We start from the raw sequence: 24,069 nt of genomic DNA on the forward strand, positions 1-24,069 counted from the left end.
CGGACTCGATGCCGCAAGGGGGTTTTTAACGTAACCGGACACAATAGCCGTGGCCATCTCCGACGACTTGGATCGAAAAACCTTTCTCGCGCAACTGCCCCCTTTCAACCAGCTACCCGAGTCAGAACTGGAGCGGCTCGCCCAGGAATTGACGGTCGGTCGCTACGCTGCTGGTGAGGCCTTGATAAAGGCCGGGGAAATGCCGGCGGGCCTGTTTATCGTCATCGATGGCGCGGTTTGGGAAACCGACGACGCGCTGTCGGCTCCGGATTCCGCCAAGACCTTCGGACCCGGTAGCGCTACCCTGCTGTGCATCACCTCGTTTTACGCGAGTGAGGATACCTTCGATACCCGCGCCCTGCTGGAAGGCGCCAGCAAGCGTAGTTTCGTAGCCGCCGAGGCGACCCGCTGTTATTGCCTGCCCCGAACCGCCTTCCTGCAAGCCGTGCGCGACAATCCAGGCTTCGCGCGCTTCTACGATCTCACTATTTCGCAGCGGCCGGCGCCGCGCCAAACCGCTGATGACGTGCGGGAGCTGTCGGCGTTCACGGTCACCAAAATTCAGGATGTTTACATCCATCCGCCGACTTATGTCACCGCCGAGGCGACGATTCGCGAAGCCGCGGTGGCGATGAAGGCGAACAAAACCAATTCGGTGCTGGTCCGACACGGCGATCAAACCGGCATCGTGACCGCCACGGATTTGCGAGAGGCCGCCATCATCGAGCGGCGCTCCTTGGATGCGCCGGTCGGCCCGCTCGCCACCTACGAATTGGTCGGCATGACGCCGGACGACTTTCTGTTCAACGCCCTACTGCGGATGACCCGCCACAACATCAGCCGGCTGGTGATCCGCGACGGCCCCGCCATCCACGGCATCCTCGAACAGATCGACCTGCTGAGCTATTGGTCCAACCACTCGCATCTGATCGCCCTGCAAATCGAACGCGCGCATTCCAAGGAAGAACTGAAGTGGGCCAGCCGCGACCTGATCAACGTAATCCGCGATCTGTACGCCAAGGGCATCAAGATTCGCTACATCATGCAACTGGTGTCCGAGCTCAACAAAAAGATGCTGCGGAAGCTGTTCGAGCTGCTGGTGCCGCCGGCGCTGCTGGACAACGCCTGTCTGTTGGTGCTGGGCAGTGAAGGCCGCGAGGAGCAGGTGCTGAAAACCGATCAGGATAACGCGCTGATCCTGCGCGATGAGTTTTCCTGGCCCGAGCTGGAACGGATCACCCAGGAGTTCACCGAAAGCTTGCTCGATTTCGGCTACCCTCGCTGCCCCGGCAATATCATGGTGTCCAACCCCTACTGGGCCAAGCCGGTGGCGGGCTTCAAGGAAGAACTGTTTCAGTGGATCGTCCATCCCACTCACGATTCCTTCCTGCAATTCGCGATCTTTTTCGACGCCAAGGCGGTGGCCGGCGATGAAAACCTGCTGCGGCACGTCAAGGATCGGATGCACCGCCTGCTCGGCGACTATCGGTCCTTTTACAGCCAATTCGCCAGGGCCACCGTGGCGTTTGAAACACCGCTCGGTTTTTTCACCAATTTCGTGCTTGAGAAAAATCGCAATGAATTGGATATTAAGAAAGGCGGCATCTTTCCCATCGTTCACGGCGTCCGCAGCTTGGCCTTGGAGTACCGCTTACCGCAAACCAATACCATCGAACGCATCACCGCCCTGAGCCAGCGCAACCTGTTCGAAGCATCGTTTGGGACCGAATTGATCGAGGCGTTCACCTTCATGTCCGCGCTGCGCACCCAAGCCGGCCTGCGCAAGATCGGGCAAGGCGTACCGCAGGACAATTACATGAACCCTAAGGAACTGAACAAGTTGGAGCGGGAGCAGTTGCGCGATTCGTTTAAGATCGTCAATGAATTCAAAAAATTTATTACCTACCACTTCAAACTCGGGATGATCGGCTGATCGAAAGACCCGCCAGCAAGGTTTTATTTTGAAAACGCACCTGCAAGCCCTGATGACTCAAGCGCTCGAAGCGTTGCTTCGGGACGGCTTATTGGCGGGCGAGCCGCCGACCGATATTCCGCTGGAGCGCGCTCGCGACCGAACTCACGGTGATTTTGCCAGCGCTATCGCCCTGATGCTGGCAAAAACCGCGCGCCGCAAACCTCGCGAGTTGGCCGAGCGCATCGTCGCCGCGCTCCCCGAGTCCGACCGCGTGGCCAACGTGGAAATCGCGGGGCCCGGCTTCATCAATTTTTTTCTGACGCCCACCGCCTATCACGGAATCCTCGCGGACATTCTCGAACAAGGCGATGCCTTCGGTCGCGGTTCGCTCGGCGCGGGCCGGCGGGTGCAAGTGGAATTCGTTTCCGCCAATCCGACCGGCCCCTTGCACGTCGGCCACGGGCGCGGCGCGGCCTTCGGCGCCACCGTCGCCAACCTGCTGGACGCCATCGGCTATCAGGTCCACCGGGAATATTACGTCAACGATGCCGGGCGGCAGATGAACATTCTCGCCGTCAGCATCTGGTTGCGCTATCTCGAACACTGCGGCGAACGGCTCACTTTTCCCAGCAACGGCTATCGGGGCGACTACGTGCGCGAGATCGCCACCCGGATTTACGCCGAGCACGGCGGCGCCTACGTGCTGCCGTCGGCGCGGGTTTTTCAGGGCCTGCCGGCGGATGAAACTCAGGATGAAGCCGGCCATCAGGTCGCTGGAGGCGATAAGGAAACCTATATCGACGCACTGGTCGAACGCGCGCGAACGCTTCTCGGCGAGCGCCGTTACGGCTTCATCTTCGACTTGGGCCTCAAGACCATCCTCGCCGATATCCGCGACGATCTGCGGGACTTTGGGGTGGTCTACGAGCACTGGTACTCGGAACGCACCCTGGAGCACAGCGGCGTGGTCGATCAGTCGCTCGAACGACTGCGCGCCGCCGGTTATCTTTACGAGCAAGAGGGCGCGCTGTGGTTTCGTTCCAGCGCCTTCGGCGATGAAAAGGATCGGGTGGTGCGGCGCGAAAACGGTCAAACGACGTACTTCGCGTCGGATATCGCCTACCACCTGGAAAAATTCGAACGGGGTTTCGACTGGGTGATCGATGTCTGGGGCGCCGATCACCACGGCTACGTACCCCGCATCAAGGCGACGCTGCAAGCGCTGGGAGAAAACCCGGACCGCCTGGCGGTGTTACTGGTGCAATTCGCCATCCTTTACCGCAACGGCGAACGGGCGCCGATGTCTACCCGCTCCGGTGAGTTCGTCACCTTGCGCGAACTGCGCCGGGAGATCGGCAACGATGCCGCCCGTTTCTTCTACGTGATGCGCAAGAGCGAGCAACATCTGGACTTCGATCTCGATCTGGCCAAGTCGCAATCGAAAGACAATCCCGTATACTATATTCAGTACGCTCACGCTCGGGTTTGTAGCGTGCTCAGGCAATTGCGCGAAAAAGGTCTAAGCCGCGACGAGGCGCGTGGCAACGCCAATCTGGGGCTGCTGGTCGAACCGCACGAAGAATTGTTGCTGGTGGCGCTGTCCCGATATCCAGAAGTGGTCGAAGCGGCCGCACTCGCGCACGAGCCGCACCAATTGGCCCATTATCTGCGAGAACTGGCCAATGCCTTTCATACGTATTATAACGAGCATCGGGTCTTGGTAACGGATGATGCGTTGCGCGACGCCCGTCTCAACCTAAGCGTCGCCACGCGGCAAATCATTAAAAACGGTCTTAGCTTGTTGGGCGTTTCGGCTCCGGAGGTCATGTGAGCATCCGTCGCGATTACAAACCCGCTTCCAATTGGCAGCGCCGCCGTCAGGCGGTGCGCCAGCATGGGTTGTTGATGGTCACGCTGGTCCTGATCGGACTGTTCGGTGGTTTGCTGGCCTATATCAAAAAGGGCGGCCAACACCCAAGCGCGCCAACCGCCGCCGCGACCGCCGCCGATCCTGCCCCCGCCGCGACCGCCGCCGATCCTGCCCCCGCCGCGCCTCCCGCCGGTCGACCGTCGGCTGCCAGCCCGCCGGTCGCATCGGCAACGCCGAAACCCGTGGCTGAAACCGTACCGGCCGCCCCCAAACCTAAATACGACTTTTATACCGAACTCCCCAAGCGGCAAATCGATATTCGCCGGGAAGAGTCCAGATCGCGCAGTACCGCCGCTCGGGCGGCCAGTCGCGCGCAAGCGCTCTCGGAACCCCCACGTAAATCGGCCCTGGCCAAAAAGAACGCCACCGAGCCAGCTATCGCTACGCCGGTCGCCAGCGGGACCAAACCCGCCACGTCAAAGAAGACCGCCACAAAACCGGATGCCACCGCAACCGCCGCCAGCGGGACCAAACCCGCCACGTCAAAGAAGACCGCCACAAAACCGGATGCCGCCACCACCGCCGCCAGCGGGACCAAACCCGCTACCTTGAAGAAGACCCCCGCCAAACCCGATGTCGCCACCACCGGCAGCCGCGCCGCGCCGACCCCACCGATTCGTAACCTGACTACACCCACCGGCCCGACCTCCAGCAGCTCCAAGCCGATAGCGCCAATCCGCCATCTTACCGCGCCGCCCGATGCCGGCGGCCCCCGCTCCGCCCGTCCCATTCACAACGCCACCACGCCGACCACCACCTCCGCCGGTGGACCCAGGCTGACCAAACCCGCCAACGCCCCGGCCCGCCCGGCGCAAACGGCCAAACCGATCAGCCCAAGTTCGGCGATTGCGGTGAAAAGCGAATAATCCCAACGATTCCGACAAACCGCTCGGTCCTAGCACAGCTTATGGTTGCTGGCGCGGCGCTTGCCCGATATCCAGACGCTTTATTTGCTTAATATTGACCTCTTTCTACAGCTATAATAATAACGTTACGTCTGGCTGTTCAAAATTCCGCGACTTGGATATTGCCATGAACCTTCCCGACTCCGTTCGGAGTTATCTGGACCGGCAGCAGTTTCCCTATAAGCTGATTCCTTATCCGTCCAACGAGGCCCTGGGCCAAGTGGCGGAAAGGCTCGACATACCCACCCGTCGGCTCGTGCGCGCGGTCCTGCTGCAAGATAAAAACGAACTGCTGATGGCGATTCTGCCTTACAGCCATCTGCTGGATTTCTCATTGCTTTGCCAGTTGCGGGACTTTGAGCTGGAACCGCTGTACGGGGCCGAAACGCTAAACTTTTTTCAGACTCGCGGCTGCAAGGGAGATTCTCGGCCCCCCTTACCCGCCGCGTTCGGCATTTCCGCGCTGGTCGATACCAGCCTGCCTGGCGAGGGGGAGATTTTTTTTGAAAGCGGTAGCAGCGATTGTCTCGTCAACATGGCAGCCAGCGACTTCGGCCACCTGCTGGCTCAAGCTCGCTGGGGGCAATTTGCGATTCCGGCCGAAGATCTGGATTTTCTGACCAACCAACAGACGCTCACGCCTCAAAACCTGAACAGCCTGACCAACCGCTATACACCGGCACCCACGCGGGCTGGCTTGGAATCCATCACCGAATTACCGACCGTGCCCCAAACCGTACAACAGCTGCTGGCGCTGCGCGCCGAGGCAACCCCTTCAACCCAGGATATCATCCGACTCGCCGAACAGAACGCCAGCTGCGCCGCCCAGCTCGTCTACTGGGCGCGCGCGCCGCTGCACGGCTTTCACGGCCCGGTGGATTCGCTGGAGACCGCCGTCGAGCGGGTCTTGGGACCAGACCGCACGCTCGCTCTTTTACTGGGTTCCAGCATGGCTCAAACCTTCCGTATGCCGGCGGGCGGTCCGGTCGGCTTGCAGGCGGTTTGGCAGCACAGCATCTACTGCGCCGCGCTCGTCGGCGAACTGGTCAAGCTTCTTCCCGATCCGCCCTGCGTGAATCCGGGCTTGGCCTATCTCAGCGGGTTGTTGCACGATTTCGGTTATCTGGTGCTGGCGCATGTCCTGCCGGCCCGCCTCTATCTGCTCAACCGCTTTCTCGCCGTCAACCGGCATGTCCCGATCAACGATGCGGAGCGCTATGTCATGGGCGTCGAGCACGGCCATATCGGCGCCTGGTTGATGCAGTCCTGGAACCTGCCCGAAGAAGTGGTCTCGGCGGTGCGCTGGCATCACAGCGAGGAGGGTACCCATCCTTTCGCCGAATACTCCAATCTGGTGCTGATCGCCAATCGCCTGCTGCATTATGTCGGCTTGGGCGAGGAACATAACAACCGGCTCCCCGCGCTGGCCATGTTCACGCTCGGCATCACCCGCGAACAGGCGCTGGCGGCGGTGGGCCAAGTCCATGCCAGCATGGCGGAATTGGATACGCTGTGCGCGGTGTTACCTCTGCCTAAAGAGACCTGAGCGCCCGTCTCCGCGCCTCCATCAAGGCAAGGCATAAGGGCTACCGCAGCCGCTGTTCAGCGGTTGCGGCCACCCGATCTCAGGGCTCCAGATAAGTGGAGCCGGCCAGCCCGCTGGCCAGCTCCGCCAGATGAGCCCGCCGTCGGTCTGGATCGAGCGCGGCGGCCTCGATCTTTTCGCGATAGGCCGCCAGCAGTGCTTCCGGCTCGAAACGCAGGTAGCGCAACAGGTCGGCTACCGTATCGCCCTGCGCCGGCTCGACCAGGCGATGGCCACTTTCAATCAGCTCCACGTTGATCGAAGCCGTATCGCCGAACAGATTGTGCATATCGCCAAGAATCTCTTGATAGGCTCCCAGCAAAAAAATCCCCAGCAAATACGGTTCGCCGGCCTGATACGGCGGCAGCGGCAACGTGCTCTCCACTCCTTCGCGGTCGGCGTAGCGCTCGATACAGCCGTCGGAATCGCAGGTCAGATCCTGGAGCACCGCTCGGCTGGCCGGCGCTTCGTTCAACCCTTGCAGCGGCAAGATCGGGAAAATTTGCTCCAGCGCCCAGACATCCGGCGTCGATTGAAAGACCGAAAAATTCAGGAACAGCTTTTCCGCCAATTTATCGTTCAGTTGGTCCAGCAATTCGCGATGCGCGCGGGCGGTGGGATTCAATAACGGTCGCAGCTTGCGGCAAATGGCGAAATAGAGTTGCTCGGCGCGGGCCCGCTGCTCCAACCGCAACACGCCGTGCAGGTACAAGTCCCGCGCCTCCGCCAGCCAGTGAGCGGCATTGTGATAAGCCTCGACCGCCGAGCCGCGCGAGACGCTCTGATAGGCCTTCCAAAACTGATGCAGCAGCAGCGGATCGCCAGCGCCCGGCGCGGGCGGCAACTGACCGCCAGGCATCGGTTCGTGGTCGATGACTTCGGTGATCAGCAGCGCGTGGTGGGCGGTCAGCGCCCGACCGGATTCGCTGATGAGCTGTGGATGCGGCAAGCTCGCTTCGACGCAGGCTTCCCACAGCGCGTGCACGACGTTGTTGGCGTATTCCCGCACGCTGTAGTTCATCGAGCAAGCGCCGCGCGAGCCGGTACCCTCGTAATCCACCCCCAAACCGCCGCCGACATCCACCCATTGCAGGCGAGCGCCCAAGCGCCACAGATCGGCGTAATAGCGTCCCACTTCTTGCAAGCCGCGCCGGATGTCATGGATGTTGGCGATCTGCGAGCCCAGATGCGCGTGCAGCAATACCAACTGCTCCAGCATTCCCCGTTCGCGCAACCGCCGCATCGCCTCCAGCACCTGACTGGCCGACAAGCCGAACTTGGATTTCTCGCCGCCGGTGTTCTGCCAGTTGCCGGCTCCGATGGACGCCAGCCGCACCCGCATTCCCAGTTGCGGCGCGACGCCAAGCCGGCTGGCTTCCTCGATGATCAATCCTAATTCGGAGAGTTTTTCGATGACGATGAACAGGTTGAGCCCCAACTGCCGGCCGATCAGAGCCAGCCGGATGTATTCCCGATCTTTATAGCCGTTGCAGACCACCACGCCGCCGGATGGCGACAAGGCCAGCACCGCCAGCAGCTCCGGCTTGCTGCCCGCTTCCAGCCCGACCCGCGCGCCGCCGTGCCGGACGATCTCGCCAACCACCCGCCGCTGCTGGTTGACCTTGATCGGATAGACGGCGGTGTAGCGACCCTGATAATTCAGTTCGGCAATGGCGGCGGTGAAGGCGTCGCACAGGGTATCGACCCGGTCGTGCAAGATGTGGCTGAAGCGGACCAGCACCGGCAAGCCGTAGCCCAAAGCGCGCGCGTCTTCGGCCAAAACCGCCAGATCGACCCCCGGATGGCTCGGCCAGCGCGGCGACCGCGCCCGCACCCGGCCGGCCTCGTCAATGTCGAAGTAGCCGCCGCCCCAACGGGCGGTGTTGTATACTTCGCGCGCCTGGGCCACGGTCCAGGTCGGCGGTGGCTGCCGCTCGTCGTTCACTGCCGTTTATCCTCCGCAACAAGGGTTCCGACGTGACGCTGGATCATAGCTGGTTTTCCGAAATCCACCCCGCGACCGGCTCCGCCTTCTCGCTCAAGTTGGAAGGCAAGTTGCACGACGTTTGGAGCCCGCACCAGCACATCGCCGTCTACGCCACCGCAGGGTTCGGTAACTTGCTGGTGATCGACGGCTACATCATGCTGACTTCTCGCGATAATTTTTTGTATCACGAGATGATGGCGCACCCGGCGCTGTTCACGCATCCCAATCCCAGGCGGGTGTTGATCGTCGGCGGCGGCGACTGCGGCACGCTGCGGGAAGCGCTCAAGCATCCTGGTATCGAAACCGTCGTTCAGATCGACATCGACCGAGCCGTCACCGACGCCGCCGAGCGTTATTTCCCCGAACTGTGCGCGGCCAACGGCGATCCAAGGGCGCAACTGCGTTTCGATGACGGTCTGGCTTGGGTGAAAAATGCCGGGGCGGGTGCTTACGAGGTGATTATCGTCGACAGCACCGACCCGATCGGACCCGCCGAAGGATTGTTCGCCGAACCCTTTTTCCGCGACTGCCACCGGGCGCTGAGCGCGGACGGCGTGCTGGTCCAGCAGAGCGAATCACCGCTGTTTCATCTCGACAGCATCCTGCTGCCGCTGCACCGGAACTTGCGCGCCGCCGGTTTCGCTGACACGCATACCCTGCATTTTCCGCAATGCGGCTATCCGTCCGGCTGGTGGAGCGCCACCCTCGCCCGCAAGGCCGGCCGGGTCGCCGACTTTCGCGAGGCGGACGCCGCCGCCAAAGCGTTCGCCACCGACTACTACAACGCTGACATCCACCGCGCCGCGCTGGCCATCCCGGAATTCATGCGGCGGGCGCTGGCGGGACTTTGAGCGCTAAAAACGCGAGGCCGGCGCCGGCGGTTCCGCCTGTCGGCCGCGCCTCACGGCGCGCTCACAAGGCGCTGGGGCCGAATTCACCGGTGCGAATTCGAATCGCGCGTTCCAGATCGTAAACGAAGATCTTGCCGTCGCCGATCTTGCCGGTGTTGGCGGTCGAGCAAATGGCTTCCACCACCTTGTCCACCAAGCCGTCATCCACCGCGATTTCCAGCTTGACCTTCGGCAGAAAATCCACCACGTATTCGGCGCCGCGGTACAGTTCGGTATGTCCCTTCTGCCTGCCGAACCCCTTGACCTCGGTTACGGTAATGCCCTGCACGCCGATACCCGATAGGGCCTCCCGCACATCGTCCAGTTTGAACGGTTTGATGATTGCGGCGATTAACTTCATGGCTGCCCTCTAGCGTTCGCTTGATTCAAAGAAAGACTGGGCCGGACTATAACCGAAATCCGGCATCGCGTGCGATGTGTCGGAGGCGGACGGCCGAACTCCGCGACCGGCCGGCCGCCCTGACTGTCACAGGTTGTAGCCGCGTTCGTCGTGCAACGCGATATCCAGACCTTCGGTTTCCTGCTCTTCGGTCACTCGCAATCCGACCAGCACATCCACGATCTTAAGCAAGATATAACTTAAAACAGCGGTATAAAGGAGCGTGAAGGTGGCGCCCTTGAACTGCGCGAGCAGTTGATCGGCCAACGTCACGCCCTCGGCCAAGCCGACGCCGCCCATCATCTTGTCGGCGCCCAAGCCGGTCAGAATGGCGCCGATATAACCACCGACGGCGTGTACGCCGAACGCATCCAAGGAGTCATCGTAACCCAGCGCCCGCTTCAGCTTGGTGGAGGCCAAAAAACACACCGCGCCGGCCACCAACCCAATGAGCAACGCCCCCATCGGTCCGGCGGTGCCAGAAGCGGGCGTGATCGCCACCAGGCCGGCCACCGCGCCGGAGGCGATACCCAACGCGCTGGGTTTGCCGTGCGCCAGCCATTCTGAGAACATCCACGCCAGGGCCGCCATCGCCGTGGCGATCTGGGTGACCGCCATCGCCATTCCGGCGCTGCCGTTGGCCGCCACCGCGCTGCCGGCGTTGAAGCCGAACCAACCCACCCACAGCATCGAAGCGCCCATCAGGGTGAAGTTGAGGTTGTGCGGCGGCATCGCGGTGTGCGGAAAACCCTTGCGCTTGCCGACCACCAAACAGGCCACCAAACCCGCGACACCCGCGTTGATGTGGACGACCGTACCGCCGGCAAAATCCAATACCCCCCAATTGCTGCCGATCAGCGAACCCGCGCCGCCCCAGACCATGTGCGCGATCGGCAGATAAACGAAGGTCAGCCACAACCCTATGAACAGCAACAGTGCGGAGAACTTCATCCGCTCGGCGAAAGCGCCGACGATCAGCGCCGGGGTGATGATGGCGAAGGTCATTTGATAGGTCATGAACACCGTTTCCGGGATGGCGTTGGCCACCGTGCTCACCGGTTGCCACAAACTGTCGACGGTCACGCCGTTCAGGAAGGCTTTCGTCAAGGTGCCGACGAAGGAATTCAGGTTGATGGTACCCGCCGTCATACCGGTGGCATCGAACGCCACGCTGTAACCGTACAGCGCCCACAGCACCGTCACCAACGCGGTGATGGCAAAACATTGCATCATCACCGACAGCACGTTCTTGGCGCGCACCATGCCGGCGTAGAACAGCGACAGGCCGGGAATGGTCATGAACAATACCAGGGCGGTCGAGGTCAGCATCCAGGCGGTGTCGCCCGAATTCAGCTCCGGTTTGACGGCCTCTTGCGCCAGCGCCAGCGTCGGGGCCAGCGTCGCCAGCAACCCCAAACCGCCGTTTTTGACTACCTGCATCGCTCTGCTCATCGGGGGATGTCTCCAGTCATCGGTTAAACCAGTCAAATGCAGGATTGCTTCACAACGCTTCCGGCCCGGACTCGCCGGTGCGGATTCGGACGGCGCTTTCCAGATCGTAGACGAAAATCTTGCCATCACCGACCTTACCGGTGTTGGCGGAGCGGGTGATCGCTTCGATCACCCGCTCGGTCAGGTCGTCGGAGACACCGACCTCGATCTTGATCTTGGGCAGAAAGTCCACGATGTACTCCGCACCCCGGTACAATTCGGTATGCCCTTTCTGACGGCCGAACCCCTTGACTTCGGTGACCGTAATGCCTTGCGCGCCTACTTCCGAGAGCGCTTCTCGCACATCGTCGAGCTTGAATGGTTTGATGACCGCGGAAACCAGCTTCATACCTTGCAATCTCCCATAACTTGAAAAATCCGGCGAAGGGCACGGCCCGTTGTCCCAGCGTTTCCAGCATCTCCGTGCGCCAGCACCAACAATAACCAATAAAGGTGTCGACACCGCATAGCACATTACATGCCATCTAATTAAATAATTGATATTAATTGAATTATTTTAAAGTTCCGCCATCTTTCGCACTCGTTGTAGCTCCAACCCGGCCCGCGCGCCGCGCCATGCACTTATTTGGTGCAATAGATTGCCGTCCACAAACCGGAAAATCCCGTTAAACTAAAATTCACCATGCTGGATACTCTGGAGAAATCATGATGATCGACCCCAAAACCTTCGACGATCTGGCCAAACGCTTTACCGAAGCCCTGCCGTCCAGCTTCCGCCAGTTCCAAGCAGACATGGAAAAGAACATCCATGCCGCCCTACAAGCCACCTTTAACAAGCTGGATTTGGTGACGCGCGAGGAATTCGAGGTCCAGCAGGGCGTATTGGCCCGCACCCGCGCCAAGCTGGAGGAGTTGGAAAAACAGGTCGCGGAGCTGGAAGCGAAAGCCAGCATCGGCAAACGGCGCAAAAGTGCTGAAAAATCGGGCGAAACCGAAGGTGATGGTTGATCCACCCCCCATGCGCCCCACCGCGCGGCCAGCCGTTCGCTCTCTGGAGCGCCCATCACACCGCACTAAATGAGTGCAATGCGCTGCTGGCGGCGACCCGCCGAGCGCGGCGATCCAAGAAGTGCCGGCCCGGCGGACGCACCACAGGCTCCCCATGTCCCTCGCCATCGTTTATACCCGCGCTCAGGTCGGCATCCACGCGCCGCTGGTGAGCGTGGAGGTGCATTTGTCGGCCGGCTTGCCGGGGCTGTTCATCGTCGGTTTGCCGGAAGCGGCCGTCAAGGAAAGCAAGGATCGAGTTCGAGGCGCGTTGCTGAACAGCCAGCTCGAATTCCCCAGCCGCCGCATCACCATCAATCTGGCCCCGGCCGATCTGCCCAAGGAAGGCGGTCGCTTCGATCTACCCATCGCGCTCGGCATTCTGGCCGCTTCGGGACAAATCGACCGGGAGCGTTTGAAACAGTACGAATTTCTCGGCGAGCTGGCCTTGGGCGGCGAACTGCGCTCCGTGCGTGGGGTGCTGCCGGCTGCCTTGGCCTGCCGCGCTGCCGGACGAACGCTGCTGGTGCCGCACGACAATACCGCCGAAGCGACGCTGGTCAGCACTGTGGCCGTGCTGGGCGCGGCCCATCTGCTGGAGGTTTGCCGTCATCTGGCGACCGGAACCGCCCTGCAACCGCCCGCCGCTCGGCCCCAGCCGACGCCGGAACCCGTTCTGGAGCGCGATCTCAGTGAGGTGCGCGGCCAGCACCATGCCAAGCGCGCTCTGGAAATCGCCGCCGCCGGCGGTCACAACCTGCTGCTGATCGGTCCGCCCGGCACCGGCAAGACCATGCTGGCCAGCCGGCTACCGGGCATCCTGCCGCCGCTGAGCGAAGCGGAAGCGCTGGAAACCGCCGCCATCGCTTCGGTCAGCGCGCAAGGACTGGATTTGGCGCAATGGGGTATTCGACCCTTTAGAGCACCCCATCACACTGCGTCGGCGGTGGCGTTGGTCGGGGGCGGCAGCCAGCCGCGACCCGGCGAAATTTCGCTGGCCCACCACGGCGTGCTGTTTCTCGATGAGCTGCCAGAGTACGACCGGCATGTGCTGGAGGTGCTGCGCGAACCGTTGGAATCGGGACGAATCACCATCTCCCGCGCCGCCCGCCAAGCTGATTTTCCCGCGCGCTTTCAACTGGTGGCGGCCATGAATCCCTGCCCGTGCGGCTATCTGGGCGACAGCGAGCGGCGTTGCGCCTGCGGGCCGGAACAGATTCGCCGTTACCGGGGGCGGATTTCGGGGCCGTTGGCGGACCGGATCGACCTGCATATCGAGGTGCCGCGCCTGGCTCACCGGGTGTTGCGCGGCGAGACGCCCGAGGAAACCAGCGCCACGGTGCGCGCCCGCGTCCGCGCCGCCCGCGACCGGCAACTGCACCGCGCCAACAAGCCCAACAGCGCCCTGAAAACCCGCGAGATCGAACGCTACTGCACGCTGGGCGAGGGCGATCACCGCTTGCTGGAACAGGCGCTGGAACGATTGGGGCTGTCGCCGCGCGCCTATCACCGCATCCTCAAAGTCGCCCGCACCATCGCCGATCTAGCCGGCAGCGAAGACATCCGAACCCCGCATCTCACCGAAGCGCTCAGCTACCGCGCGCTGGACCGAACGATCCTTCGCTGAGATCGTCTACCCTATAGCCATCCGTCCTGTCACCAGTGAGAATGCCATGCCACGCCACGCTAACTGTTTGCGGTCGAGTCCAGCAGCCCGGTTTGCTCGGCTGCGCCAGCGGTCGGGGTGGGGGCTGTTGGCGTTGCTCTGGATCGCCGCGTTCTCCGTGCAGGCCCAGGTTTCCGAAGCCAAGGTGGCGGCGCTGGTCGAGGCGTTGCGGCTGTCCGCGCCGGAGGCCAAGCCCGACGCCGGCCTGTACGGCGACTGGCAGGTCAAACCGGAAAATATCAAACGCTGGTCCAAGGTTTGTCTGAACCAGGAACTCAGCCCGGAACAGTTCGCCGCCGATCAAGCCTTGGCCCGTCAGGTGCTGGTTTGCGTGATGGACGGCGTGCTGCGCGATCAGTTCGCCGCCAGCGACCAAAACGAAATCGTCGCCGTACAACGCGCTGCCGCCTGGTGGCTGACCGGCGAACCAGAGCGCTATCGCAGCGACGGCGCTGACGCCTACACCCTGAAAGTGCTGGAAGCGTATTTACGGTTTTTGTGATGGCAACCGATCGGGCGGCTTTCGACGCAGCCGCCATCGCGCCCGGCTCACGCCACTTTCACGAACGCGCCCACGCTGAGATCATCCAGATTGAACAGCAGTCGGTTGCCAAACTCGATCAGGGTATTTTGCAGCCGGTCCATGACGAAGGTGCCTTGAAGGTCACCAAAATCGAACATGGCTTGTGCCACTTCCAGGAGGTCTACCTGTTGGCCGGTTTCGGCGCTGATGAAGGAATGCAGCCCATCGGTGGCGACCGCCACGGTCGGAAAGGTCGCCAGATCGAAGCTGAAGGCGACCGGCGTATCGAAGCGTTTTTGCCGGGTCGAAACGTCCGCCGCCTGACTCCGATAATGGATTGTTTGCGCCGCCTCGGGATTGCCGACCGCCCCCTGATAGAGGACTTGGCGGTCGGGCTCCAATAAATAGGACAGATAATAGGGCGCGTTTTCGGCGTATTCGACCTCAATGAGGGCCAGCTCGCCATCGGCACGGCGAGTTGCGATGCAGCCATCGCCGTATAGATGCACGTAGACAGTCGCGCCATCGCACCAAGCCACCAACAGAGTTGCATCCAAGACCTCGGGATTCAGGTCCAGTTCTTGTGCCTGCCGCGCCGCGCGCAGGACGATCTGACGGCCCAAGTCCCAGTGCTGAATAGCGAGTTCGGGGCCATCGCGCGGGATTTTCGCGTAGCGCTCCAGCTCCCGACGCGCGTTCAACACCAGCAAGCGGGCCCCCACATCACTATTGGGAGAGGCGGAACAGCCGTCGGCCAGAATGACGTGAGGAACGGGTTTCCAACCTTGGAACACATAATCCTGACAATACAAATGCACCTTACCGATGGTGTAGTACGAATCTAAGGCAACGGTCATGCTGGCTCCATCAGCGCAGGGCTGTTTTCAGTACTACGGATAATCGACCGCTGGCAGCGGCTATCAGCCGTCGCACACGTCGCCCCATCGCACGCAAGGGGGTCAGATTTTCGAACTTCCGGGCTGGGGCGGCGTCGCGAAATGAATGGTCCCTCACCAGCTTCTAGTAGCATACTATCACTATGTCCTTGTTTGGATGGGACCGGCGCAATGTCGGGCAATTCCGCGATCCCGCACTGGCCGGTCCGACTCACTGATGCCGGAGGCTTGCCATCATGAGTGAAGCCCTGATTCCCACCGAACTCGTCAGCCGCCTCCGCGCCGCCCGCCGGGTGGCGGTCCTGACCGGTGCCGGCATTTCCGCCGAAAGCGGCGTGCCGACCTTTCGAGAGGCTCAGACCGGCTTGTGGGCGCAATACAACCCGGAAGAACTCGCCACGCCGGACGCCTTCCGACGCAATCCTAAACTGGTTTGGGAATGGTACGCCTGGCGTCAGGCGCGGGTCCGACAGGCCGAACCCAACACCGGACACCGGGCGCTGGTCGACATGGAACGGCGCTTTGCCGAATTCACGCTGATTACCCAGAACGTGGACGGTTTACACCGGCGCGCCGGCAACCAGCACCTGCTGGAACTGCACGGCAATTTGTTTCGCACCAAATGCTTCAGCGAAGAACGGCCGGTGGAAAGCTGGCCCGACAGCGGCGAGATTCCACCGCGCTGCCCGCATTGCGGCAACGTGTTGCGCCCGGACGTGGTTTGGTTTGGCGAAAGCCTGCCTGTAGCGACGTTGCACGCGGCGGAACACGCGGCCGCCACCGCCGAGGTGTTTTTCAGCATCGGTACCTCGGCCCTGGTTTACCCGGCTGCTGAGTTACCGTTTAGCGCGCTCGCCGCCGGCGCGACGGTGGTCGAGATCAACCCGCACCCGACCCCGCTCAGCGCGCACGTCAGCTACAGCCTGAACGGCGCGGCGGGGGTGATTTTGCCAGCGCTGGTCGCCCGAGTCTGGGAACCGGCGTGAGCGCTATCAGCCCTCCTTTCTCAGCCGAACCGCTGCGAGGCGGGTCCGGCCGTTTCCAGCCAGCGGCGGCAATAAACTCCGTCGGGATCGCAGTACGCCGCCTGCTCGGCGGAATTCAAGCGACCCGGCCGATCGAAAGCGCGCCAGCGGCCGGTCACCTCCATCCAGATCGCCAGATTGACGCTGGGATCGTCGTCCAACAACTGCGAGGCGAACCAAGCCGCGCCCCAGTGCCAATCCAAACCCAGCTCATGGCAGAGATAGCTCGCCACCAGCCGCCGGCCGAAGGACGACAAATGGCCGGTCAGCGCCAGTTCGCGCAAGTGGGCGTCCACGAACGGCTCGCCGGTTTCCCCCCGCCGCCAGAGTTCGAAGCGCTCCCGTAACCCCTCATCCTCCCAAGCCGGCGGCCGACCGGACTGCTCGTCCCATTCGCCGCGCTTGATCGCCAAGAACCGACAGAAATCGCGCCGTTGCAGCTCGGTGACCGCGGCGTTCGCCAGTTCGCCGGCCCACATCGTCAGCCCGGAATAGTTGACGTACTGATAAATCCGCCGGGGCGACAGCGCGCCGCGCGCCAGCCAAGGCCCGAAACGGTCGGCCCGCGCGGCGGCCTCACCCGCGCCGCCGCGCAACGCCTCCAGGGAGGTTCGCCGTCCTTGCACGAAATCCTCCAGCCGCGCGATCGCCACGGTCGCTCCGCCCTTGAAGCCGGTCTGGTGGCCAGGATCGGACACGGCGGACAAGCCCAGCGCCTGAACCAGAGTCGCCAGGGTGGGGGTACTCAGGCCGTCGGGATACTCCGGCAGCTTTTGCAAGGGCGGCAACGGCGCGCGCGGCTCACCGCTCGCTGTCACCGCTTCCTGAAACTGCGCGAAGGATTCGGGTAGATTGGCGGCGGGAAAGGACAAGTCATCGGGATGGACAAGCGTGCTGACCCGGAAGCCGCGCAGCGATACCCCCAGCGGTTCCAATGCCGCGGCCAGCCGCCGCTCGACTTTCACTGGCTCGCCCAACACGTCGCGCTCGGCGAATACTTCCCGGACACCCAGGGTTTGCGCCAAAGCGGGAATCACTTTTTCTGGTTGGCCCACCACCACATGCAAACCGCTGCCGCGCGCTTCCAGCCCCGCCCGTAAATCCTCCAGGCATTCGACCAGAAACCGCGCCCGCAGCGGGCCGGTCAGCGGAAACCCCGAGGGTTGGATGTCGAATTGCGCCGGATCGAGGCAGTAAACCGGCACCAACACCTGCACGGTATCCGCCAGCAACGCCAGCACTTCATGATCGTGCAAGCGTAGATCGTTGCGAAACCATAGGATCGTACGTCGTTCAGTCATCGTTCGCTTCCTCGGGTGGCCGTGTCGCGCGCCATTGTTTTTGTCGTATTTTATCGCGCAAATTCGATGCCCGGCCCGCTCGTCGCCGGCCGGACCAAGGACCGGTTCAATCTTTGCCGACATTAATGAAATACTGTAGCGCACTTCATCAGGAGAAAGCCGCCTCATGCCGCTCTTCGAACCCAAACCGGCCCAGCTCACGCTCCCCGACGGTACCCGGCTCGCCTACCATCGCAGTCCCGGCGCCGCGCCGGGCGTGGTTTTTCTGGGCGGTTTCACCTCGGACATGACCGGTCTCAAGGCCACCGCGCTGGAACGTTGGTGTCGGGGGCGCGGCCAAGCGTTCATCCGTTTCGACTACTCCGGTCACGGCGGGTCCAGCGGCCGCTTCGCGGACGGCACTATCGGCCGCTGGGCGCAAGAAGTGCTCGACATTCTGGATCGACTGACCGAGGGGCCGCAAATCCTGGTCGGTTCGTCGATGGGAGCTTGGCTGATGCTGCTGACGGCGCTGGCGCGGCCGGAGCGGATCGCCGCCCTGCTCGGCCTGGCGTGCGCCGCCGACTTCACCGAGTATTTGCTTTGGGAGCGGCTGGATGAACATTTGCGAGAACGCTTGCGACGGGAACGGGTCATCCGCCTGCCGTCACCCTACGGCGAACCTTACACCATCACCCTGAACTTGATCGAAGAAGCGGAGCAACACCGTGTGCTCGACAAATCGACGCTGCCGATCACCTGCCCGGCGCGGCTGATTCACGGCATGAAAGATGCCGATGTGCCGTGGCGGATCAGCGCGCAAGTCGCCGAGCGGTTGAGCGGTTCGGACGTGCGCGTGCTGTTGTTGAAGGACGGCGAGCACACGCTGTCGCGAGATCAAGATTTGGCGGTGCTCGTTCAAACGCTGGGCGATCTGCTGGCCGTCATCCGAGAAAACCGAAGCGAAAAATCATTCTGACCTAGCCGAAAAAAAGTTCGGACGAACCGTGATCGAGCTCCTCGACAAATAACGCTGCATAAAGCGATTGCTGGCTACTTTTGAGGCCCCCATGATCTGTAAACGGTAAAATTCATGCTGCATTGAAGCATTAAAAAACCTCATGAAATAAGCGATTTACCCTGCAAGCATCACATAATATAGACAACCGTTTGAGCATTGAGTGTGACAATTTGCCCTATTTATTGTCCGAGAATAATCCTTTATAATGGCTTCGCCTCCAATAAAAAACGGTCGAAATCGCCGTTAATGCTTGTAGAACAGGAGAGAGCTCTAACATGAAAAACGCCTATCACACGCTATCGCTGCACCGGCTAGAACGGGGAATCCGTTACGCGCGTCCCAAGCAACAGCTCCCCCGACGCATCACCGCCGACGATCCCGCGCTGTCGGTGATGACCGACCTCTGCCAAATCACCGCCGTGACCACCGATCTGTCAACCCCGCTCAGCAAGGCGGTGGAATTGATGATCAAGCGCCGCGTCCGCATCCTGTTGGTGTGCGACGCCGAGGACAACCTGCTCGGCGTGGTCACCAGCCGCGACATCGACAGCGAACGCGCCAGCCGGATCATCGCCAAATCCGGTTGCGCCCGCGAGGATTTGCTGGTTTCCGACGTGATGACCCTCCGGCCGAAGCTGGAAGTGTTGATGATGGAGGATGTGCTGGGTTCGCGGGTGGGCGACATCATCGCGACCTTGCGTCAGGTCAACCGCCAACATGCCTTGGTGCTGGACATCGACCCTGAAACCGACATTCCGGCGATTCGCGGGATTTTCTCGCTGGCGGAAATTGGCTTGCGAATGGGCTTGAGCATCAATCCGGCGCGCCAGCCGACGACTTACGCCGAATTGGAAAAAGCCGGCGCGGCTCTGTAATGCGGCTCTGTAATAATTAATGCTGAGCGGATGCTCAGTTTCGGCATCTTGAATTCTCATCACTTTTAAGCTGTTCGATTTTTTCGATAAGGGTGTCCTAGCGGCCGCCCTTATTTTTTTGGCTTGTTTATTTGAGCGCACGCCCTGCCCGCTCAAATATTAAACCTTGAACTCCCGTACTAACTTCTGCAATTGCCGCACCTCTTCTAAAGAAACACCCGGCCCATACCGCAACACCGCATAAAGACCGCCGATCACTCGCGCCGAATCCGCCAGCTTCGGCCGACTGACAGCCACTCGCTCGGCAAACGCCAAAGGCCCTTCATGCGCGTCGCGCGCCAGCCCGCGCCGGGCCAGCCGGGCGCAGAACCGCTGCCAAGCGCGCACCACTGGATCGCGAGAGCTTTGCCGTCGCCAGCGCCATCCGGCAACCAACAGGCTAAATCCGCCCAGCGCCACCGTCATCGCCACCGTCATATCCGCCCAATCCACCGGACCGAACCCCAGCCCCGACAGAAATTCCTTTTGCCGGTCCGGCCCATAGGCCAGCACCCACTCATTCCAGGAATTGTTCAGGGAATCCCAGCCCATCGCCAATTGCCGCAACCACTCGCTGTCGCCGCCGCGCCGGATCAGGAACGGCAGGTTCTCGGCATCGGCCACGGCGGCATAGAGTCCTTGCTGTACCCGATTTGGGGCCACCGCGCCCGTAGGGTCCACCCGCACCCAGCCCTGCCCTTCCAGCCAAATCTCGGCCCAGGCATGTGCGTCAGACTGGCGGACAATCAGATAATCGCCGAAAGTATTGCGTTCCCCACCCTGATAGCCGGTCACCACCCGCGCCGGCACCCCAGCCGCCCGCATCAGGAACACGAACGCGCTGGCGTAATGCTCGCAAAAGCCCTGGCGGGTGCGAAATAGAAATTCATCCACGCTATCGCTGCCCAACAAGGGCGGCGTCAAGGTGTAATAAAACGCCTGCTCCCGAAACAGCGTCAGTCCCGCGTTCACCAGCGCTTCGGGACGCGCATCGCGCGCCCGCCATTCCGCCACCAGCTCGCGGGCGCGTCGATTGCCCCATGAGGGCAAGCGCAAAGCACGAGCCCGTTCCGACGCTTCCAGATCGCCGGTCCGATACTTGAGATAGGACCGCATCGAATAGCGGTAAACCTCGTTGACCGGCTGCTGGCGCAGCAATTGGAACGAGGGCGTCATGCCGGCTTGCGGCGGCAGGCTGGCCGGAAGATCGAGCGCGAACAGCCAAATCCGATTGCTCGGCTCCAAAATCACCGAGTACTCCAGCGCCGCGCCTTCAGGCGTAAACGGCATGGGAACATTTCTGGGCGACCCTTCACCCGAGGCCCAACGGCGACCGTCGAAATTCCACAGCACCGGCCCGCGCCAGTAAAGTTCGCGCGGCGGTGGAATGGGGCCGGTGAAGCGCGCTCGAAACGCCACCGCGTCGGATTTGATCAGCTCGCTGACCGTACCGGGCATCATCTCATCGGACAACCCGGTGCGACCCTTGTAAGCATCCTTCGGCAACCCCCACAACGGTCCGGGAATACGCGGGAATAAAATGAACAGAATCAACATCACCGGGACGGCTTGCAGCGCCATCTTGCCGGCCAGCCGCAGCGGAGCCAGCGCTCCAAGCCCCGCGTGCTGGCGGTGGATCATGACCTGCGCCGCCAACATCGCCAAAACGACCGCGAACAGGTAAGCGACCATCGGAATTTCCTGGCTGTAGAGCAGGTTGCTCATCACCAGCAGATAGCCGAGAAACACCAGCACCACTCCATCCCGCAAGCCGCGCGTCTCTAGCAGCTTGCAGGCGGACATCGCCACCAGCAAGGCCACTCCCGCGTCGCGGCCAAACAGGGTCCGAAAATCGATCAGCACGCCGGCGCCAGCCAGCACGGCCACCACCAGCAACAGCCAGCGTGACGGCAGCGGTCGATTGCGCAGCGCCAGAAATCCGCGCCAGACTGCGATGGTAAAAAACAGCACCGTGAGCCAGACCGGCATTTCGCGCGCGTGCGGCGCGACCGCCAGCCCCAGCGCGACCAGCAGCCAAATCAATGCGGGCAGCGTCAGCGGTTCAGCCGGCGGTGCGGCGGGTTTTTCCCGCCATTGTCGGTTTCCTGGCTTCCATAGCTTCATCGGCACGAGGGAAATCTTCGCGATAGGTGAACAAGGCCAGCGCTTCCAGACAGCGGCGGCGCTGAGGATCGCCGCGCGCCGGCGGAACGTTCGAACCCGGCAGCCGCAAACCGTATTCGTGGCCGTCGTTTTCGGCTTTCAATACCCATTGACAGAGCTGTTCGAGACGCGGTTCCACGTTCTCGATGCCCAACAACCGCCAATCGAGCCACAATTCCGGCCGCGCCTGATCGATGAAACGTTTGACCAGCAACTGATCGGTGCGGGTCGCCGCCTTCCAGGCGATCCGGCGCGGCGAATCGCCCGGTGCGTAGTGCCGAAAGCCGGCGTAATCCTCGCTGCCCGCGCCCAGTTCGTGCGATCCGCTACCCGAGGTGCCCGACAGCACCGCCGGCAACGGTCGCCGGCCGCGAGGCCGGGGATAAACCAAGGCGGCGACATCGAATTCCACCCAACTCCAAGATTGAAACAAGCCGAGCGGAAAACGGGTCATGACCCGCACATGGCCCGGCCGCAACCAGCCGCGCCGCTCGGCGGGAATGGCGAGAACGGCTGCTGTCGAACCTTGGGCCGGAACATCCACATACAGCGGTTCCCGATCCCGCCATTGCAGCGCGATGCCGTGGCGCGGCGTCCGGCGCGGATTTTCCAGCCGGAAACCGAAGCGGGCATCCTGGCCGGCGAATACCGGCTCGGCGCCGTTGCCCTGAATGACCAGGCCCAACAGATTGTCGTGCGCCTGCCACATGGTGTTTAAGGCCACCGCCGTCAGCAGGAACGTAAAGGCGAAGCCCATGCTGTTGCTGTAATTGATCGACCACAGAAACAGCAAAAACAGCAGCAAGGCAAAAGCATACCCCTGGCGGGTCGGCAGAATGTAGATGCGGCGACGATCCAGCCGGATCGGTTCGTGAGCGGGTCGTTGGTGGCGGGTCACCCAAACCTCGAAACGCCGTCGCCAGCCCTTCAACATCGCGCGGCGCTCAGGCCGGCAATGCCACGGAGGCCAGCAGATGCCCGACCAGATCGCTCGCCGATTGCTCCAGGCTGTCTTCGCCAGGATGCAAGCGATGGCTGACCGCCGCCGCCAATACCGCCTGCACGTCTTCCGGCAAGACATGGCCGCGTCGGTGCAGCAACGCCCAGGCCCGCGCCGCCCGCAGTAATCCCAAGCCGGCGCGAGGCGACAAGCCGCCCCGGAAGCGGTTGGATTGGCGGGAAAACGCCAGCAGCGCCTGCACGTAATCGAGCAGCGGCGGGGCGACGTGCACGCCGCTCACTTGCAGCTGCGCCGCGTGCAACTGTGCGGGCGTCATCGCGACTGGCAACCGCGCCAGCAGATCGCGCCGGTCCTCACCCTCCAGCAAGATCCGTTCGGCCTGAGGGTCGGGATAGCCCAGTTCGATCCGCATCAAAAATCGGTCCAACTGCGACTCCGGCAACGGAAAGGTGCCGATCTGGTAGGACGGATTCTGGGTGGCGATCACGAAAAATGGCTCCGGCAACGGCCGGGTCTCGCCTTCGATGGTGACCTGCCCCTCCTCCATCGCCTCCAGCAACGCGCTCTGGGTTTTGGGCGTGGCGCGGTTGATTTCATCGGCCAAAATCAATTGGGCGAAAATCGGGCCGGGGTGAAAGACAAAGGCTTCGCGCTGGCGCTCGTAGACCGCCGCGCCGAGGATGTCCGCCGGCAGCAGGTCGCTGGTGAACTGGATGCGCTGGTAGTGCAAGCCCAGACTGTGCGCCAAGGCGTGCGCCAGGGTGGTTTTGCCCATGCCCGGCAGATCCTCGATCAGCAGATGGCCGCGCGCCAACAGGCAGGCCACGGCCAAGCGGATGGCGTGCTCCTTGCCCAGAATGATGGACCCGACCTGACGGACCGTCAGTTCCAGCCGATCTTCAAACGCCGCGGCCACATCAATCCTGCCGGCGCAAAGCGGACTTGAAGCGCTTGAAATTCTCCACGTAGCGGCCGGCGGTTTGCCGCAAGCGCTCGATTTCTCCCTCCGATAAGGCGCGGACGATCTTGCCGGGCGAACCCATCACCAGCGAACCGTCGGGGATGACCTTGCCCTCCGGGATCAGGCTGTTGGCGCCGATCAGGCAATTCTTGCCGATCACCGCCCGATTCATGATCAGGCTCTTGATTCCGATGAGGCTGTTATCGCCGACGATGCAGCCGTGCAGCATGGCCAAATGGCCGACGGTCACATCCCGGCCGAGGGTGAGCAGGATGCCGGGGTCGGTATGCAGGACCGAACCGTCCTGAACGTTGGTGTTTTCGCCGATGGTGATGATGTCGTTGTCGCCACGCACCACGACATTGAACCAGATGCTGGCGTTCTGCTTGAGCACCACCGAACCGATGACGGTGGCGTTGTCGGCGATGAACCAGTCCTCGCCGTGAAACTCGACCTTGCGGTCGCCGAGGGAATAAATCACCGCATCCTCCTGCCAGGGTATTTCTCGTGAAAGCGCCAGTATAAACGAGATCGAATACCGGGAGGAG

The 24,069-nt window shown here is 62.1% G+C and carries 21 protein-coding genes; 11 read left to right on the forward strand and 10 right to left on the reverse strand.

Annotated features, from left to right (window positions below; genetic code table 11):
• Positions 1–49: 49 nt before the first annotated feature.
• The 4 genes from IPK09_08790 to IPK09_08805 all read left to right on the forward strand — a co-directional run bounded on the left by IPK09_08790 (position 50) and on the right by IPK09_08805 (position 6,296).
• Positions 50–1,933, forward strand: coding sequence for a cyclic nucleotide-binding/CBS domain-containing protein (locus IPK09_08790; protein ID MBK7983712.1), 1,884 nt, complete (start codon positions 50–52; stop codon positions 1,931–1,933).
• 28 nt (positions 1,934–1,961) lie between these two features.
• Positions 1,962–3,746, forward strand: a complete 1,785-nt coding sequence (locus IPK09_08795) for an arginine--tRNA ligase (GenBank protein ID MBK7983713.1) — start codon at positions 1,962–1,964, stop codon at positions 3,744–3,746.
• Positions 3,743–4,711: a hypothetical protein gene (locus IPK09_08800; GenBank protein ID MBK7983714.1), complete on the forward strand. Its 969-nt coding sequence runs from the start codon at positions 3,743–3,745 to the stop codon at positions 4,709–4,711. The genes IPK09_08795 and IPK09_08800 overlap by 4 nt, the downstream gene beginning before the upstream one ends.
• 166 nt (positions 4,712–4,877) lie before the next feature.
• Positions 4,878–6,296: an HDOD domain-containing protein gene (locus IPK09_08805; GenBank protein ID MBK7983715.1), complete on the forward strand. Its 1,419-nt coding sequence runs from the start codon at positions 4,878–4,880 to the stop codon at positions 6,294–6,296.
• A gap of 79 nt (positions 6,297–6,375) precedes the next feature.
• Here IPK09_08805 and speA read toward each other — a convergent pair whose 3' ends face one another.
• Positions 6,376–8,280 carry a biosynthetic arginine decarboxylase gene (gene speA, locus IPK09_08810; GenBank protein MBK7983716.1) on the reverse strand — a complete coding sequence of 635 codons (1,905 nt, stop codon included), beginning with the start codon at positions 8,278–8,280 and terminating at the stop codon, positions 6,376–6,378.
• Positions 8,281–8,312: 32 nt separating this feature from the next.
• Between speA and speE the strand changes: the two genes are divergently transcribed.
• On the forward strand, positions 8,313–9,173 hold the full coding sequence (gene speE / locus IPK09_08815) for a polyamine aminopropyltransferase (GenBank protein ID MBK7983717.1): 861 nt from the start codon (positions 8,313–8,315) through the stop codon (positions 9,171–9,173).
• A 61-nt stretch (positions 9,174–9,234) separates the two neighbouring features.
• Here speE and IPK09_08820 read toward each other — a convergent pair whose 3' ends face one another.
• The 3 genes from IPK09_08820 to IPK09_08830 form a co-directional block, all read right to left on the reverse strand.
• Complete coding sequence (locus IPK09_08820) at positions 9,235–9,573, reverse strand: P-II family nitrogen regulator (protein ID MBK7983718.1); 339 nt, start codon at positions 9,571–9,573, stop codon at positions 9,235–9,237.
• Between the two features lie 126 nt (positions 9,574–9,699).
• A complete protein-coding gene (locus IPK09_08825) occupies positions 9,700–11,052 on the reverse strand; it encodes an ammonium transporter (GenBank protein MBK7983719.1) in 1,353 nt (450 codons plus the stop codon).
• 61 nt (positions 11,053–11,113) lie between these two features.
• Positions 11,114–11,452 carry a P-II family nitrogen regulator gene (locus IPK09_08830; GenBank protein ID MBK7983720.1) on the reverse strand — a complete coding sequence of 113 codons (339 nt, stop codon included), beginning with the start codon at positions 11,450–11,452 and terminating at the stop codon, positions 11,114–11,116.
• 320 nt (positions 11,453–11,772) lie between these two features.
• Here IPK09_08830 and IPK09_08835 point away from each other — a divergent pair, with 320 nt between their 5' ends.
• The 3 genes from IPK09_08835 (at position 11,773) to IPK09_08845 (ending at position 14,279) form a co-directional block, all read left to right on the forward strand.
• Positions 11,773–12,072 (forward strand): accessory factor UbiK family protein, encoded by a 300-nt coding sequence (locus IPK09_08835; protein ID MBK7983721.1) that lies wholly within the window; start codon positions 11,773–11,775, stop codon positions 12,070–12,072.
• 154 nt (positions 12,073–12,226) lie between these two features.
• The gene (locus IPK09_08840) at positions 12,227–13,738 is read left to right on the forward strand and encodes a YifB family Mg chelatase-like AAA ATPase (GenBank protein MBK7983722.1); all 1,512 of its coding nucleotides are present in this window, start codon (positions 12,227–12,229) and stop codon (positions 13,736–13,738) included.
• Positions 13,739–13,862: 124 nt separating this feature from the next.
• Entirely contained in the window at positions 13,863–14,279 is a 417-nt protein-coding gene (locus IPK09_08845) for a hypothetical protein (GenBank protein ID MBK7983723.1), read from the forward strand.
• A gap of 47 nt (positions 14,280–14,326) precedes the next feature.
• On the opposite strand, the gene IPK09_08850 is transcribed toward IPK09_08845, so the two are convergent.
• Positions 14,327–15,157 (reverse strand): protein phosphatase 2C domain-containing protein, encoded by an 831-nt coding sequence (locus IPK09_08850; protein MBK7983724.1) that lies wholly within the window; start codon positions 15,155–15,157, stop codon positions 14,327–14,329.
• A 275-nt stretch (positions 15,158–15,432) separates the two neighbouring features.
• On the opposite strand from IPK09_08850, the gene IPK09_08855 reads away from it, so the two are divergent.
• Positions 15,433–16,182, forward strand: a complete 750-nt coding sequence (locus IPK09_08855) for an NAD-dependent deacylase (GenBank protein MBK7983725.1) — start codon at positions 15,433–15,435, stop codon at positions 16,180–16,182.
• Between the two features lie 20 nt (positions 16,183–16,202).
• Here IPK09_08855 and IPK09_08860 read toward each other — a convergent pair whose 3' ends face one another.
• Positions 16,203–17,522: a deoxyribodipyrimidine photo-lyase gene (locus tag IPK09_08860; protein MBK7983726.1), complete on the reverse strand. Its 1,320-nt coding sequence runs from the start codon at positions 17,520–17,522 to the stop codon at positions 16,203–16,205.
• A 166-nt stretch (positions 17,523–17,688) separates the two neighbouring features.
• Here IPK09_08860 and IPK09_08865 point away from each other — a divergent pair, with 166 nt between their 5' ends.
• Both IPK09_08865 and IPK09_08870 read left to right on the forward strand, forming a co-directional pair.
• Entirely contained in the window at positions 17,689–18,480 is a 792-nt protein-coding gene (locus IPK09_08865; protein ID MBK7983727.1) for an alpha/beta hydrolase, read from the forward strand.
• 317 nt (positions 18,481–18,797) lie between these two features.
• Entirely contained in the window at positions 18,798–19,397 is a 600-nt protein-coding gene (locus IPK09_08870; protein MBK7983728.1) for a CBS domain-containing protein, read from the forward strand.
• A gap of 159 nt (positions 19,398–19,556) precedes the next feature.
• Here the strand turns inward: IPK09_08870 and IPK09_08875 are convergent, their stop codons facing one another.
• The 4 genes from IPK09_08875 to IPK09_08890 are packed head-to-tail and all read right to left on the reverse strand — an operon-like array spanning position 19,557 to position 24,002.
• Positions 19,557–21,560: a DUF3488 domain-containing transglutaminase family protein gene (locus IPK09_08875; protein MBK7983729.1), complete on the reverse strand. Its 2,004-nt coding sequence runs from the start codon at positions 21,558–21,560 to the stop codon at positions 19,557–19,559.
• Positions 21,499–22,533, reverse strand: coding sequence for a DUF58 domain-containing protein (locus tag IPK09_08880; GenBank protein MBK7983730.1), 1,035 nt, complete (start codon positions 22,531–22,533; stop codon positions 21,499–21,501). The genes IPK09_08875 and IPK09_08880 overlap by 62 nt, the downstream gene beginning before the upstream one ends.
• Before the next feature lie 10 nt (positions 22,534–22,543).
• Positions 22,544–23,452, reverse strand: a complete 909-nt coding sequence (locus IPK09_08885) for an AAA family ATPase (protein ID MBK7983731.1) — start codon at positions 23,450–23,452, stop codon at positions 22,544–22,546.
• Positions 23,453–23,477: 25 nt separating this feature from the next.
• The gene (locus IPK09_08890) at positions 23,478–24,002 is read right to left on the reverse strand and encodes a gamma carbonic anhydrase family protein (GenBank protein MBK7983732.1); all 525 of its coding nucleotides are present in this window, start codon (positions 24,000–24,002) and stop codon (positions 23,478–23,480) included.
• Between the last annotated feature and the right edge of the window lie 67 nt (positions 24,003–24,069).

It is taken from the genome of Candidatus Competibacteraceae bacterium, from assembly GCA_016713505.1.
In the GTDB taxonomy this organism is placed as follows: Bacteria; Pseudomonadota; Gammaproteobacteria; order Competibacterales; family Competibacteraceae; genus Competibacter_A.

Bases quoted from the DNA above. Each gene is read 5' to 3' on its own strand.
- IPK09_08805 (MBK7983715.1), top strand. From the start codon at position 4,878: ATGAACCTTCCCGACTCCGTTCGGAGTTATCTGGACCGGCAGCAGTTT.
- IPK09_08820 (MBK7983718.1), bottom strand. From the start codon at position 9,573: ATGAAGTTAATCGCCGCAATCATCAAACCGTTCAAACTGGACGATGTG.
- IPK09_08825 (MBK7983719.1), bottom strand. From the start codon at position 11,052: ATGCAGGTAGTCAAAAACGGCGGTTTGGGGTTGCTGGCGACGCTGGCC.
- IPK09_08830 (MBK7983720.1), bottom strand. From the start codon at position 11,452: ATGAAGCTGGTTTCCGCGGTCATCAAACCATTCAAGCTCGACGATGTG.
- IPK09_08835 (MBK7983721.1), top strand. From the start codon at position 11,773: ATGATCGACCCCAAAACCTTCGACGATCTGGCCAAACGCTTTACCGAA.
- IPK09_08840 (MBK7983722.1), top strand. From the start codon at position 12,227: ATGTCCCTCGCCATCGTTTATACCCGCGCTCAGGTCGGCATCCACGCG.
- IPK09_08850 (MBK7983724.1), bottom strand. From the start codon at position 15,157: ATGACCGTTGCCTTAGATTCGTACTACACCATCGGTAAGGTGCATTTG.
- IPK09_08855 (MBK7983725.1), top strand. From the start codon at position 15,433: ATGAGTGAAGCCCTGATTCCCACCGAACTCGTCAGCCGCCTCCGCGCC.
- IPK09_08860 (MBK7983726.1), bottom strand. From the start codon at position 17,522: ATGACTGAACGACGTACGATCCTATGGTTTCGCAACGATCTACGCTTG.
- IPK09_08865 (MBK7983727.1), top strand. From the start codon at position 17,689: ATGCCGCTCTTCGAACCCAAACCGGCCCAGCTCACGCTCCCCGACGGT.
- IPK09_08870 (MBK7983728.1), top strand. From the start codon at position 18,798: ATGAAAAACGCCTATCACACGCTATCGCTGCACCGGCTAGAACGGGGA.
- IPK09_08875 (MBK7983729.1), bottom strand. From the start codon at position 21,560: ATGAAGCTATGGAAGCCAGGAAACCGACAATGGCGGGAAAAACCCGCC.
- IPK09_08880 (MBK7983730.1), bottom strand. From the start codon at position 22,533: ATGTTGAAGGGCTGGCGACGGCGTTTCGAGGTTTGGGTGACCCGCCAC.